Raw genomic sequence first — 13,243 nt, 5'->3', positions numbered from 1 at the left:
TAAGATTCCTGCTACAAAAGCTGTTGGAGTTTCTAGTTTACGAACTTGGCAGAACGCCCCTTATTTTAATGAGGGGATGAATGCCAAGTTTATTTTTTGAACAACTTTGTTATCCAAGGCCTTTTAGGTTGATAACCGAACGTGTGTTTGTTAAAATTTCCCATATGGAGGTGAAAATATGGCTACGACGCGCAAAAAAAGCTGTTTCTGATTATAAAAAGGGGAGAGCAGCGACGATTCCTGTTTTTAAAGAATCACTTGGCGTGAAAATAAATAATCAAAATTGGAATTCCATAGAGAAAAACGGAAGATGGTACATTGCCTTTACCTCAAATATGGGGAAAAAGGCACTGCCAGTAGTAGAAACAAAAGATGTACAAACGTTTTTTCCATTTTTAACGCAAAAAAGGAAAGGATTTCGTGGAACCATGGAATTGTTACGTAAAGGGAAACATTGGTATGTGGCGATTCCAATACAAATAAGTTCAGAACTAGACTTTGGAAAGAAACATAAACGCATCTTTGAAAACTATACATCTATTGGTGTGGACTTAGGGTTGCGACATATTGCGGTCGTCTCTGAGCTTCTTAGTGGTAGAAGACAATTTTTCTCTGGTAAAGAAGTCGGTTATATGCGACGTCATTTTCGTTCCCTACGACGTTCGTTAGGTAAAGCAAAGGCGCTGCGCGTCATGAAACGTATAGGTAAAAAAGAAAGACAGTGGATGAAAGATTATAACCGAAAACTAGCCAAAGATATAGTAGATCTCTCTCTACAATTTGATAACCCAATCATAAAAATGGAAGCATTAGACGATATTTGAAAAACATGTCGTAGCATGAAGAGAGCAGATAAAACCATTCATTCGTGGTCTTTCTATCAATTAAAACAGTTCATCAAAGAAAAGGCTTCAAAATACAATATCCCAGTTGTAGATATTAACCCTTATCAAACAGGCCAAATTTGCGGATGTTGCGGTCATGCAGAAAGGAAAAATCGCAATGGTATTAAATTCCACTGCGTAAAATGTAATTATACGTGTCATGCTGATTTGAATGCTGCAAATAATATTGCACGTAGCACAAGCTTGGCGGGGTAACACGGAACAGTCGTGAGATAGGTTCGTGTTATAGACCAAGTGCCTAGTTGGTACAATCCAACCTAGGAGCCCCAAGTGGCATGGGGTATGGCGGTCATGTTGGAAGGTGGGTCAGAAATGGAACAACATGGGATTGTCGTGAGACAAGCTCCCACCCTAGTGAACCGCTTCCGCCTCCTTTTAAGAGGTTTCCACTTTGGAAGCTCGGTATTTTAATGCCGAGAGGATGTCACAGAATCAGAGGTGAATGCTGAGTTGGAAAAAGGATATACGGATTTCATACAAGGAGATACAAAATCAGTTGCAAAGGCTTTTTCGGAAATTCGGCGTGATCATGGTATTTGAAATACAAAGTAGTATTAACTAAACAATTGAATGGAATTAAAAAGGCCATACCAAGTTTAGATAAACTGGGGCGATTCCGAATGGTCAAAAAGGAGAAAATAAAGGATGATACATATTCTATCGAGTGCATCAGCTTCAGGTTGTTTGAAAGCTGCGTTAAAAGAAATGGGTCTTGATAAAAAGGAAAGGATCATTTCTTTTTGGGACACTTTCTCTGTTGGTCCAGTCTGGAAGTTGCATGAGGAAGCTGGAGTTAAATTCAGATTTGGTTGGATGGAGAAGTGTATGAGTGAAGAGTTTGGTGAATATGCCGATTATACTCACTGCTTTGAAAAGGCAATGAATCGAATTAACTCTATACCTGAAGGAGTTCATGTAACCATTTGGGCATCTAATAACGCACATGAACAGACAGGACTACGATTTATTATGCATCTTTTAAAGGAAAAAAATATTGACATCACTATTATTAACACAACAAAAGCATATGAAGAGCTTTTTAGGGTGAAAAAAGCTAAATATACGCTACTCCACACAGGTGAAATTCCTCCTGAGAAGCTACAGGTTATTTATGAACAGGATTATGGGAAGCTTCTTACAGATCATGATAGAGAGGACTTAGAAAATGAATGGTTAGCCCTTTCAGAAAGTCAAGAAACATTAAGAATTTGGAGAAATGGAAGGATACAGAGTGTTTCTGAAGACTATTATGATGGAATTATTATAAAGAAAGTTAAAAAGCTGCATGGTAAACAAGTGACAAAGGAATTTATAAAATCAGCAAGGGTAATCGGTGAGGTACTGGGGCATTTAGACCAATACATAGGGGATACGTTTCTCGAATATCGAATTAGAAAGCTGATTGAAGCTGGAGTATTTGAGTCGAAAGGTAGTCTTGAACAGATGCGTTTTTATAGTGTGAGGTTAAAAGGTTGAAATAAAATTGGGAAAAGGTAACCTGTTGCTTTCCTTACGTACTAACATAAACAGGTGTGAATGGTTAGTTCGGATCGAAACTAGAATTTCCATTAGTAATAAAAAAGCCGTCCGGACTTTAACGATTAAGTGGACGGCAGCTTTACGATAAGTTATTTCTTTACAGCATGTATATAATGAATCGTTTCAAAGGCAGAAAGGTAGTCGCTTCGATTGGCGAAGTATGTTTTATCAATTTCGCTTGGCGATAAATGTTCATAAATAAGTAATCCTGCTCTTTCTAACATATTTTCAACTTCATTATATGAAAAACCAGACTTCATTGGTTCCCCACTTGCTGATGCCATTTTTACCATGTTTGAAACCCTATTTGATTCTCCGTTCACATTAAATAGGGTTTCATCAGCATAATCAAAAACGATAGAACTACCTATTGGAACTTCAGCAAATAAGTTTTTCAGTAATCTTGAGTTTTCCTCTTTCGTTAAATAATAGGAAACTCCTAAAAGACTAAAGAATGTTTTATGGTTGCTAAAACCCTTATTTATTAGATTTCGGTAAGTAAATTCTTTGGTGAAGTCCATCGAAATAAAATGGAGATTGTGTGGTATTTCTAAATGAGCGTTTGACAATCGTTTTATCTTAAATGCTTGTGTCGCTGGATGATCGATTTCAAATATTTCGATGCTATTTTTCAGTTCTGGGTGACGAAAACAAAAGGTATCTAGTCCAGCTCCAAGTATAACGTATTGTTTCACCCCTAACTTAATTTCATGAAGCAACACTTTCTCACAAAATGCAGCGCGTGCTAAAGGGGTTGGTGAAAGTTGGACTTGTGTGATCCATTTTAATATTTCATCCTTATCTCCATTTAAAAGTTGTGCTTTTTCTTTGTTGAAGAATCCTATCCCTTGAACCATATTCGTTTTAATGTCATCAAACTCTTTTTGCGTTATTAAATCGTTAGCGATATGGTCGTTAAAGATCTTTGGTGTATCAAATTGACTATGATATGCACGACCAAAAGCAGATATTAATGAAGTTAAACTGGACTTATCTTGTTTCATGCAAGTGTCCTCCTTCAATAGAAAAATGAGATTCCCCTGGCCAGGAGAATCTCATTATAATTCAATCTATATATTTCGTCAATTATAGCATAGAATAATTATTTTGTCAAATATTTTATACCAAATCTACCTCTGAATCAATTTCCTAAACTAAAGAAGAAATGTTGGACAGCATTAATGGGCAAGAGGTTATTTCTGTGTAACAGTTGGAACAGTAAATAAGGAAAGGATAAGAAATTATATTGCAAGACAATTCTATCATAGCCTATAAAAAAGAAATGTATCTTTTTATGTCGATATATATATCATTTGGCGTCCGGTTAAGATTCATCCTAATTAAAAATTAAATATCCGCAAGAATAATCAAAAAATCTCCTTTTGATATTTGATATTCTATTAATGAAGGGAGGAAGCAGTCATTCAATATGAAGGGATAATTAATAAAACGATAAACTATATTGAAGAACATCTGCATGAATTACTAACGATGGATGATATAGCAGAGCAAGCAGGTTTTTCTAAGTTTCATTTTCATCGAATTTTTCGTTCATCTGTTGGGATGTCCATAACCGAGTATATTCGCGTAAGGCGCTTGGCAAATGCTTCAACGGCTTTACTCTACACGAACGAAAGAATTCTTGATATTGCATTTTATTATCATTTTGAGTCCCAGGAAGCTTTTACAAGGGCTTTCAAAAAATATTATCATTTGCCACCAGGACAATACAGAAGGCTGATGTCAACTATGTTAAAAAACAAGGAGGAATCTTATATGGATAAACAAGTAAAAGGTTGGTTTTTAAGTGGTTCAGATCCGTTTAATTATGAAATGGGGATTGATCGTGCGGTAGTTCATCAGGGGAAGGCATCAGGTTATTTAAAGTCTAAAACCGTGCTTGATTCCGCAAACTTTGCCACGATGATGCAGCAATTTAAAGCAGACAAGTTTATTGGGAAGCGAATCAGACTTTCTTGTTTTTTAAAGACAAAAGACGTAGAGTACTTTTCTAGTATGTGGATGAGAGTGGATAATGCTTTTGATGATGTATTACAGTTCGACAACATGAGCAATCGCCCAATCAAAGGGGATACGAACTGGAACCGTTACTCTATTGTTTTAGATGTTCCTTCAGGCAGTTCTACTATATCATTTGGTATTATTTTATCGGGTCGTGGTCACGTGTGGGTAGATCAGTTTACATTTGAAGAAGTGGGTAAAGATGTGGAAACAACAAATTTGGAGATACAATCGGAATTATTGGATGAACCATTAAACTTGTCTTTTGAAGAGGAAATCTAAATTATTGATCTCTGGGGGAGTGAAGCGTGGTGGAGATATAAAAGGATGCAATTACATTATTTGTTCAATTTGTAAATGGGGATCTACCATTATTTTTCCTATATTCCTTAATAGCTCTTCCGTTTCTTTTGTTGATTTCAGAGATTATCATACGTAAAGTGGAAGTAAATGTTGCTGAGAATAGAACGGTGTGAGAAATAATACCAGGTATTCTTCTAATCAAAAGTCAATCAAAATTTCGACTGGGTCCAGTAGTGATTCAGTCTGTTTTCTTTTGTTCAATAGTCTTCCAATCCCTATATCGATAAAGTTTTTCAAGGTGCTTTCCCTCTTTCTATTTTTTCATTTTTCTCCCAATAAGTTCCCTCAATCATTTTTTGAACTAAACATGATATTAATGAAATTGGAGTAATATATGGTGAACGCTGTGCTAATAGAAAGTGTACAAGGAAGATCTTAAAATGGTTCTTTTTCCGTGTACTATTATATTATGTTAATTAAAATAAACTTTTCCGATTCATATCCAGTTTTTATGAACAATCCATTGATAAAAAGTGCCTAAGCATGGTATAAGTGTAAAGGAAGCAGGGACATTTTGCTTTTTAATTTTGGGATAAGGTTTGGACAGGCTATCCCATTATGAAAGGATTTTGATTGGATTATGACTGATAATTTTTGGCGTGATTTACCACGACCGTTTTTTATATTGGCACCAATGGAAGATGTGACGGATGTTGTTTTTCGTCATGTAGTAAGTGAAGCAGCCAGACCTGATGTGTTTTTTACAGAATTTACAAACACGGAGAGTTATTGCCACCCAGAGGGAATATATAGTGTGCGTGGGCGCTTGACCTTTACAGAGGATGAACAACCAATTGTAGCTCATATATGGGGAGATAAGCCTGAACACTTTCGACAAATGAGTATTGGAATGGCTGAAATGGGTTATCAGGGCGTAGATATTAATATGGGCTGCCCCGTACCCAATGTAGCAACAAAGGGAAAGGGAAGTGGCCTCATCCGTCGTCCAGAAGTTGCAGCGGAGTTAATCCAAGCAGCAAAAGCAGGAGGATTGCCTGTTAGTGTAAAGACAAGACTTGGTTACACGAATATAGAAGAATGGCGCGACTGGCTGACACATGTATTCGAACAAGATATTGCAAATCTTTCCATTCATCTGCGTACTAGAAAAGAAATGAGTAAAGTAGATGCTCATTGGGAGTTAATCTCAGAAATTAAGAAACTTCGTGATGAGGTAGCTCCAGATACACTTTTGACAATTAATGGAGATATTCCTGACCGTCAAACGGGTTTGAAGCTCGTTCAAGAATTTGGAGTGGATGGCGTGATGATTGGTCGTGGTATTTTTAAAAATCCATTTGCTTTTGAAAAGGAGCCAAGAGAGCACAGCAGTGAGGAATTACTGGATCTCTTAAGGTTGCATCTGGATCTTTTTGATAAATATTCAAAATTAGAACCACGTTCCTTCAAACCTCTTCGCCGCTTTTTTAAGATATATGTTCGCGGGATACGAGGAGCGGGTGAATTAAGAAATCAGTTGATGAGTACAGAGACAACAGATGAAGTGCGTGCATTGCTTGATAACTTTGAGGGAAGGAATGTTGAGGGGAAGAGGGAATAGTACTGTCCCGATTTAGGGTGAAAACAAAAGGGGCGTTAAACGGTTGTGACCTAAAAAATAAAAGGTATATTAAGTAGTAAATTGGCTGTGTGAATGCGGTAATGAACTGGACCCATTTACATCGGTCAATTTTTGCTTTATACGTTAGTTGTTTGTTATAAATAATATTAAAAGTCACGATAATTACCATCCTCCGGCATATGCAACTAGTCTAAAGCTTGGCATAAGCAAGTTTTCTAAACCTTAATTTACTTCTCAATTTTTATAAGAGGACTAAATTGAAATACGAATGATTGCTTTTGTAAATACAATAGCATACAATGACTATATAAAAGGAGTGAATTAATAATGGCGAAAACAACAAATCTCTATGTAAGGCTTGAACCTGAACTTAAAGAACAAGCTGAATCCATTCTGGGACAGTTAGGAATACCGCTATCCAACGCAGTCAATATATTTCTGAAACAGGTTGTTATGCAGAAGGGAATTCCTTTTGACGTTAAGATTCCTGCCACAAAACCTGTTGGAATCTCCAATTTGACAGAGTCAGAGGTGAATGCCGAGTTGGAAAAAGGATATACGGATTTCATGCAAGGTGATACAAAATCTGCTACAAAGGCTTTTACGGAAATTCGTAGAGATTATGGTATATGAGATACAAAGTATTATTAACAAATCAGGCAGATGCAGATTTAAGGGTATCTATGAGTATATTGCTTTTACCTTGCATGAACCAGAGACAGCAACGAATCAATTGGAAAGGATTGAAGAAGCCATATTAAGTTTAGATGAAAAACCAAGGAGGTTCCGGATGTTTGAAAAGGAACCTTGGTATAGCAGAGGACTTCGACAGTTGCCTGTTGACAATTTTATTATATTCTATATTCCCAGCATTGAGGACGGAATAGTTACCGTTATCCGTGTTATGTATGGAGGGCGAGATATAGATGACCAGTTAAATAAGACTAATCAATAATTAATACTGAACAGCCCTTTGTTATTTTACCCTATTTATAATTGACTTCTGCTTTATATACCTCTTTCTATTATCATTTCTCCACTTACTACTTCCGTTAGAAATCTCAGAATAAAGAACATGACCAACCCAAATATTAATAAAACTCTCCATCCTTTAATTGAATAAGACAATTCCAAAGAGCACTCATAGGGGCTCTTCTTTTTTGGTATTGGATTTGATGTGTAAAAGGTATTTGACATTTTAGGGGCTGATGATACAATTGTGTCAAATACTTTTTACTTTTTAGGTGAGGGAGGAATAAATATGGATTGGATAGTTGTTGTGTCTTTTGCTGCTTTAGCAATTTGTGTGATACTAATAGTTGTTACTTTTGCGTCATTACCTAAGATGGGAGATGAAGGGAAAAATTTCATTAGAATGAAAGCACAGTCATATGCATTTACGGTTGTAATTGGTGTGGTGCTAATTGAAATTGCTGAATCTGTTTATTTAACTTTTGGACAGAACGATCTTATGAGGGTATAAATCCGTTTATCTTTCTTGTCGTAATTTCAACTGTATATTTAGTCTCATTACTTTTTTCCAAGAAGAAATATGGTGGTTAAATGAAGAATCGTATCAGGGAATATAGAAAATCTGCAAAACTATCCCAAGAAAAATTAGCTAAACTCTGTAATGTCTCAAGACAAACGATAAATGCGATTGAAAACGATAAATATGATCCTACGTTACAATTAGCATTTGATTTAGCAAGAACGTTAGGCGTTAAAGTAGATGAATTATTTTTAGGAGGGAGGAAGGATGCAGAATGAAAATCTTTTTTATGCTAATAATTCTACTTGTGTATATTTCCATCATTGGTTATTTCACAGGGAGTAAAGATTACTTTTTAGGACCTAATGATGATGAAAGGAAAAAGGTAATAAAGCAAAAGTCCGTTGTTCAGAGTTGGAGTACCATATTGCTATTCTTACTAACAAATTTTCTTTTTGACTTATTTAATCTGCATGACGAACGCTTGTCAGAGGCTCCTTTTGTTTTTCCAGAACTTTTCTATTTAATTATTTTAATATTGAGCTACTTTATTTTCTTATTAATAAATAGTAGAAAAATGAGTGCTTAGTAATTTTCTCTTAAGTATTGTCTAATATCAACAAAGCAAATATTCGGATTCTGTTTTGATTTATTTTATTCAAACTGAGCTTGGTTTTTTATGTGCTTTTGCAACTAAAGATGCCAATTTATGGGGGATGTATATATATGAAACAAAACTTTGAACTGTTGTTGTGATAGTGGTAAAACAAATGATTTAAAAATTGAAGGTGATGTAGGAGCAGATCCAATTTGGTGTAATAGGTGCGGTTGTAATCTTAACATAGAAGACATTCCAATGTCAGCTAGTTTAGTAGAGGAATTGTCTTATTGGGCAGAAAAGTATGGAGAATGGATTGATTGGGATTTAGATAAATTGGTTCCTAATGGGGGTGAACTGGAAGAAAGATTTAATCAAATGGGACTTGCTTTAACGGAAAAAGTTAAACAAGAATTGGACAGTAAATATAAAATAAGATACGTAGCCTCTACCAGTGCAAGGATTTATGATCATAGCTAAAAGGCTTTTATGAACACCATATATCCGAATGGGAGTGAAGTACATAAATGCTACATTCTCTGGTCTTGTGTTGAAGCCAAGTCTTTATAGTGGAAGCATCACGTAAATGCTTGCTTACTGATATAATTATTCTATTATCGAGGTGATTAAATGAAATATACTTGTCCTTGTTGTGGCTATAAAACATTAGATGAAGAGCCACCTGGAACATATGATATTTGTAGTATTTGCTTTTGGGAAGATGATGAGGTTCAGTATATTGATCCCGACTATGAAGGCGGTGCTAACATTCCATCTTTAAGACAAGCACAAAATAATTACGTATTATTTGGAGCATGTGAGGAAAGATGTATAGAGTTTGTAAGAAAGCCTAATGAAAATGATGAGTAAGACCTTAAATGGAAGAGTTATAGCAATTAAAGTAACGGGGATTGTTCAAGAGAAGAAGAGCTGGTTCTTGCATAAGTGTTTATGCGCGGATCGTTTCTTTATGCATATGGCAAAGATGGAATATATAAGAGAAATTTGTAAGGGATAACTTTTAGGGTATTAAGATATAAGGTGATGAAAATTCAGGCTGGATCCAATAGTGGTCCAGTCCTTTTTATTTGGAAAAGAATAATAGAACGATTAAAGTTCTTCCACACTATCCTCACACTCCAAGAAGAGATAGAAATACAAGAAAAGTAAAAGACCTAATTATGGATGTATTGGAACAATAACTCGCCACTGCATAAATCCACTAAAAATCCACAAAATAAATGAGAGACAAGAATCACATATCAGAGTTATGGAATCAACTTCATTTAAAAATAATTGAAATGGACGATATTCGTAATGGAGGTGCAACTACTCTGGTGGTTTACTAAAGAGGTGATAATGTGGAAAACGACAAAAATAAATTAAAACTCACATCTTCTGAAATAGGAACACTATGGCAGGAGTATGTAACTGGAACAATGACAGATATAGTAAATAGATACATGTTCTCCATAATTGAGGATGATTCAATAAAGGCTATTTTTGATGATGCGATCAAGACATTCGCAAAACAAAAAAATCAAATAGCAACTTTTATGGAGAATGATGGGTTTCCAGTTCCAATAGGATTTACGGAATCTGACCTTAATAAAGGTGCAGATAGATTATTTTCCGATATATTTTGTTTAAATTATTTACACATCATGACGCTACATGGTTTGATAGGACACACGACTTCACTAGGCGTCTCGGTAAGAGAAGATTTACGTTATTTTTATGATTCATGTGATAATGACGCTAAAAGAATATATCATCAAATCATAGATTTAATGCTTGAGAAGGGAGCTTTTCAGAGAGACCCAATGTTCTATCCTACAAAAAGACCAGAATTTGTTTCTAGCCAGGATTTCAAGGATGGAATTTTAGGGAAAGGAAGACGTTTATCTGCTATAGAAATAATAAATCTCTCTTACAACCTTAAAAAAAGCATTATGGCTAAAACTCTTTCCATTGGATTTAGTCAAGTTACACAATCTAAAGAGGTTAGGAAGTTTTTAGAAGATACGGAGAATACGTCTGATGGTCAAATACAGTCTCTTTCAAAGATAATGCACAAGGATAATTTACCAATTCCTACGTCGATGGAAACAGAGGTAACCGTTTCAACGGATTCCCCATTTTCCGATAAGTTAATGTTATATCATATCGGTTTCTTGTTCCAAACAGCACAGGGATACCAGGGGGCAGGATTAGCATCAGCTATTCGAACAGACCTCGTAAAAACTTATGAAAGCATCATTCTAAAAAATCTAATGGTAACAAAAAAGTGGTTTAATCTTATGGTACAAAATAAATGGTTTGAACAACCACCACTTGCCCCTAATAGAAAAGAAATTGCAAAAGATAAATCATAAAAACATCTAATATGTACTAATAATATCAAATGAATTTATTTGTACCGTTTGTATGAAGTGATTATTTTGTACCTATCGGGCCGATTTTTTCCTTATTGCATGTGATATATAGGATGTTATTCGGTCTTTTTTTATTCGATTAACAACAAATCTGGTAGTACGTCTGAAAGGATTTGATTTTGTTTTATGGAAAAATTTATTCTAAGGAGTTTCTTCGTATTGGGAATAGGTGCATTGCCATTTATATTATTGAGAAAACCTGCAAAGGATTGGATGATTGTTTTCTTCCTAACGGGTTTTTTTGCAAATTTACTTGATGAATTTATGGTTAAAAGTAAGCGAGTTATTTATCCAGTCAGATTATTTGAAAAATATAGTGACAAGAGCATTTTATTTGATTTTTTAATTTTTCCGATTTGCTGTACCCTTTTTATACAAGCAACCTATCAATCTAAACTCCCTGCCATTTTGGGTAAAGCCTTTTTATTTAGTGTGCCGTTGACTGCTTTTGAATGGCTTCTGGAACAAAAAATCCATCTAATCAAATGGATTCGTTGGTCGACAACACATACATTGGTTTCCGTCACTCTTTATCTTCTCACAACTCGTTTAGTTATAGCAATTATCAGAAAGTCAAAACGCTTGGGTTTTCTTAGCAATAACACAAACACCGGTAATTAGCTTATAGATCTTCTTAACATATAGATAAGCAGACGAATGATAGGTATGTAATTTACTAGATAGAAGGGATTTTATGGGAGTTAATCAAGGTAATGAATATAAATCACCTATTGCTGCTTTATTATGGTCGATTATGATGGTTGGCTTTGGCCAACTCTATAACGGGCAGTATATTTTTGGTTCATTACTCTTCTTTTTTGAAATTGCTGCAAATGGAGTTTCTAATTTAAATTTGTCTATTTTGCATTCTTTCCATGGATATGCACAACAAGCTCATGATGTTTTCGATCATCAATGGGGATTATTCTATCCCTCTTCTTACGCTTTTTCTATGTGGCAGGCTTATAACAAAGCAATCATTATTAATTGTCTGCAAGAGAAGAAAGAACCTCCTAAAGAGACGTATCTAACTGGTTTTTTTATATCATTTGTTGTGGGGATGAATTTAGGTGTTTACTACCATCACTACTTTTTAAATCAATTACCCTATCTGGAGCTTTTTTCCAGTCCGATATTCAATGGACTATTATGGGGAATTTTCTTCGGTATTGCAGGTCACTTCATTGAAAAATACATAAAGGCAAAAAGAAATAAATAAGTGAGTGAGAAGGTTTCCTTTCTCTCCCACTTATTTTATGGTTGTATTGTCCTATTTCGCTAGATTTTTCCTGTCAGCTGCAATTGGCGGTTGCTCCATCCAAGCATTTTTAATCAAAATATTCGCTCCCTGATTGGAATACTTGCCTATCTCCGCCATTAAACGGGTATAATGAACACCTAAATCATGTCTTGGACTGATAGACATAGAGGTCCCGTATTGGCCCATACCAGAAGCAATAAGTGTTGTAACAAGAAACATCATTAATTTATCTGAAAAAGGTGGGTTCGTTGAGTCGGTTACTTCTGATGTCAAAATACGAGCTCCATCAGAGATATATTCTTCTTTTAAGATGGACGAAAAAACTTCTAACTGTTTTCCAGCAATGTCACGCCCTTGTTCAAAATACTTTTTAACCTCTTTTGACTGTGCAACCTGAGCGAATCCAGTAATAAGTGCTTGACCAAGTGCATTACGCTTAGTGTTTAACACAAGTGCTGCAATTTCAACACCTAGTAATGGTCTTCTCTTTCCAAACCATCCCGCCAAAAAACTATTATCCGTTACAAAGTCGACTTGCTTCGGTTTAGGAATTTGCGGATAACGTATGTAATAGCCTTTTGCTTTGGCTGTATCTTTTGTTATTTTGTGCATTCTTTGTGACTCGTCTAGAGCTTCAGTATAAAACTGAATAATATCATCTCGTTCGACCTGGGACAAGGCTAATCCGTAAATAGCTAAACTAAAATTAGCTACATTTAACATTAATTCAAGGTATATACGATCAGAAAAAAGCCTCGGTGCATCCAAATTAACATCTTGTTCCGTAAATCCTTGAGGAACTGGATAGTTTTCAGCGTTAAAAATTTCAGTTAACTTTTTTTGGTGTTTTTTTGATATTGCTAAGTATTGTTCAAGTATGGAACGGATATCTTCATCGGCAACATTTGTTAAAAAATGACGTAATCCACAATCCATCATGGTGTCATTTAGATACGATGTCCAAAGGGCTGAAATCTCTGCTGCAGTTAATTCCTCTTGATGGGTATCATTTTCCATAGATAAAACCTCCATTGTGCTATGATACT

The 13,243-nt window shown here is 35.3% G+C and carries 17 protein-coding genes and 1 pseudogene; 16 read left to right on the top strand and 2 right to left on the bottom strand.

The window, feature by feature from the left end; translation table 11 throughout:
• The first annotated feature begins 80 nt into the window (after window positions 1-80).
• The 3 genes from KM885_RS07090 to KM885_RS07080 all read left to right on the top strand — a co-directional run bounded on the left by KM885_RS07090 (window position 81) and on the right by KM885_RS07080 (window position 2,381).
• Window positions 81-824, top strand: coding sequence for a hypothetical protein (locus KM885_RS07090; protein WP_216883722.1), 744 nt, complete (start codon window positions 81-83; stop codon window positions 822-824).
• 15 nt (window positions 825-839) lie between these two features.
• On the top strand, window positions 840-1,100 hold the full coding sequence (locus KM885_RS07085) for a zinc ribbon domain-containing protein (RefSeq protein WP_204798326.1): 261 nt from the start codon (window positions 840-842) through the stop codon (window positions 1,098-1,100).
• A gap of 450 nt (window positions 1,101-1,550) precedes the next feature.
• Window positions 1,551-2,381: a DUF1835 domain-containing protein gene (locus KM885_RS07080; protein WP_204798327.1), complete on the top strand. Its 831-nt coding sequence runs from the start codon at window positions 1,551-1,553 to the stop codon at window positions 2,379-2,381.
• A gap of 152 nt (window positions 2,382-2,533) precedes the next feature.
• Here the strand turns inward: KM885_RS07080 and KM885_RS07075 are convergent, their stop codons facing one another.
• The gene (locus tag KM885_RS07075) at window positions 2,534-3,448 is read right to left on the bottom strand and encodes a class I SAM-dependent methyltransferase (RefSeq protein ID WP_204798328.1); all 915 of its coding nucleotides are present in this window, start codon (window positions 3,446-3,448) and stop codon (window positions 2,534-2,536) included.
• A gap of 187 nt (window positions 3,449-3,635) precedes the next feature.
• On the opposite strand from KM885_RS07075, the pseudogene KM885_RS18240 reads away from it, so the two are divergent.
• The 13 genes and pseudogenes from KM885_RS18240 to KM885_RS07015 all read left to right on the top strand — a co-directional run.
• Window positions 3,636-3,719: pseudogene (locus tag KM885_RS18240) on the top strand (hypothetical protein); the annotation flags it as partial.
• 147 nt (window positions 3,720-3,866) lie between these two features.
• The gene (locus tag KM885_RS07070) at window positions 3,867-4,748 is read left to right on the top strand and encodes a helix-turn-helix domain-containing protein (protein WP_216883729.1); all 882 of its coding nucleotides are present in this window, start codon (window positions 3,867-3,869) and stop codon (window positions 4,746-4,748) included.
• 661 nt (window positions 4,749-5,409) lie between these two features.
• On the top strand, window positions 5,410-6,390 hold the full coding sequence (locus KM885_RS07065) for a tRNA dihydrouridine synthase (RefSeq protein WP_216883721.1): 981 nt from the start codon (window positions 5,410-5,412) through the stop codon (window positions 6,388-6,390).
• A gap of 348 nt (window positions 6,391-6,738) precedes the next feature.
• Window positions 6,739-7,044, top strand: a complete 306-nt coding sequence (locus KM885_RS07060) for a type II toxin-antitoxin system RelB/DinJ family antitoxin (RefSeq protein WP_204798330.1) — start codon at window positions 6,739-6,741, stop codon at window positions 7,042-7,044.
• Window positions 7,034-7,366, top strand: coding sequence for a type II toxin-antitoxin system RelE/ParE family toxin (locus tag KM885_RS07055; protein WP_204798331.1), 333 nt, complete (start codon window positions 7,034-7,036; stop codon window positions 7,364-7,366). Before KM885_RS07060 ends, KM885_RS07055 begins: the two co-directional genes overlap by 11 nt.
• 306 nt (window positions 7,367-7,672) lie before the next feature.
• Window positions 7,673-7,894 carry a hypothetical protein gene (locus KM885_RS07050; RefSeq protein ID WP_244986934.1) on the top strand — a complete coding sequence of 74 codons (222 nt, stop codon included), beginning with the start codon at window positions 7,673-7,675 and terminating at the stop codon, window positions 7,892-7,894.
• Between the two features lie 80 nt (window positions 7,895-7,974).
• Window positions 7,975-8,181, top strand: coding sequence for a helix-turn-helix transcriptional regulator (locus tag KM885_RS07045; protein ID WP_204798332.1), 207 nt, complete (start codon window positions 7,975-7,977; stop codon window positions 8,179-8,181).
• Window positions 8,178-8,492: a hypothetical protein gene (locus tag KM885_RS07040; protein WP_204798333.1), complete on the top strand. Its 315-nt coding sequence runs from the start codon at window positions 8,178-8,180 to the stop codon at window positions 8,490-8,492. The genes KM885_RS07045 and KM885_RS07040 overlap by 4 nt, the downstream gene beginning before the upstream one ends.
• Before the next feature lie 150 nt (window positions 8,493-8,642).
• Window positions 8,643-8,981: a hypothetical protein gene (locus KM885_RS07035; RefSeq protein WP_204798334.1), complete on the top strand. Its 339-nt coding sequence runs from the start codon at window positions 8,643-8,645 to the stop codon at window positions 8,979-8,981.
• 150 nt (window positions 8,982-9,131) lie between these two features.
• Window positions 9,132-9,371 carry a CPCC family cysteine-rich protein gene (locus tag KM885_RS07030; RefSeq protein ID WP_204798335.1) on the top strand — a complete coding sequence of 80 codons (240 nt, stop codon included), beginning with the start codon at window positions 9,132-9,134 and terminating at the stop codon, window positions 9,369-9,371.
• A gap of 491 nt (window positions 9,372-9,862) precedes the next feature.
• Window positions 9,863-10,876 (top strand): DUF3231 family protein, encoded by a 1,014-nt coding sequence (locus KM885_RS07025; RefSeq protein WP_204798336.1) that lies wholly within the window; start codon window positions 9,863-9,865, stop codon window positions 10,874-10,876.
• A 219-nt stretch (window positions 10,877-11,095) separates the two neighbouring features.
• The gene (locus tag KM885_RS07020; RefSeq protein ID WP_216883720.1) at window positions 11,096-11,557 is read left to right on the top strand and encodes a CBO0543 family protein; all 462 of its coding nucleotides are present in this window, start codon (window positions 11,096-11,098) and stop codon (window positions 11,555-11,557) included.
• Window positions 11,558-11,630: 73 nt separating this feature from the next.
• Entirely contained in the window at window positions 11,631-12,155 is a 525-nt protein-coding gene (locus tag KM885_RS07015; RefSeq protein WP_204798338.1) for a hypothetical protein, read from the top strand.
• 51 nt (window positions 12,156-12,206) lie between these two features.
• On the opposite strand, the gene KM885_RS07010 is transcribed toward KM885_RS07015, so the two are convergent.
• Entirely contained in the window at window positions 12,207-13,214 is a 1,008-nt protein-coding gene (locus tag KM885_RS07010) for a DUF3231 family protein (protein WP_216883719.1), read from the bottom strand.
• Between the last annotated feature and the right edge of the window lie 29 nt (window positions 13,215-13,243).

It is taken from the genome of Oceanobacillus caeni, assembly GCF_019037185.1.
GTDB lineage: Bacteria > Bacillota > Bacilli > Bacillales > Amphibacillaceae > Oceanobacillus > Oceanobacillus caeni.
The sequence above is the reverse complement of the archived record's forward strand: the minus strand, read 5'-3'. Positions and strand labels throughout refer to the sequence as shown.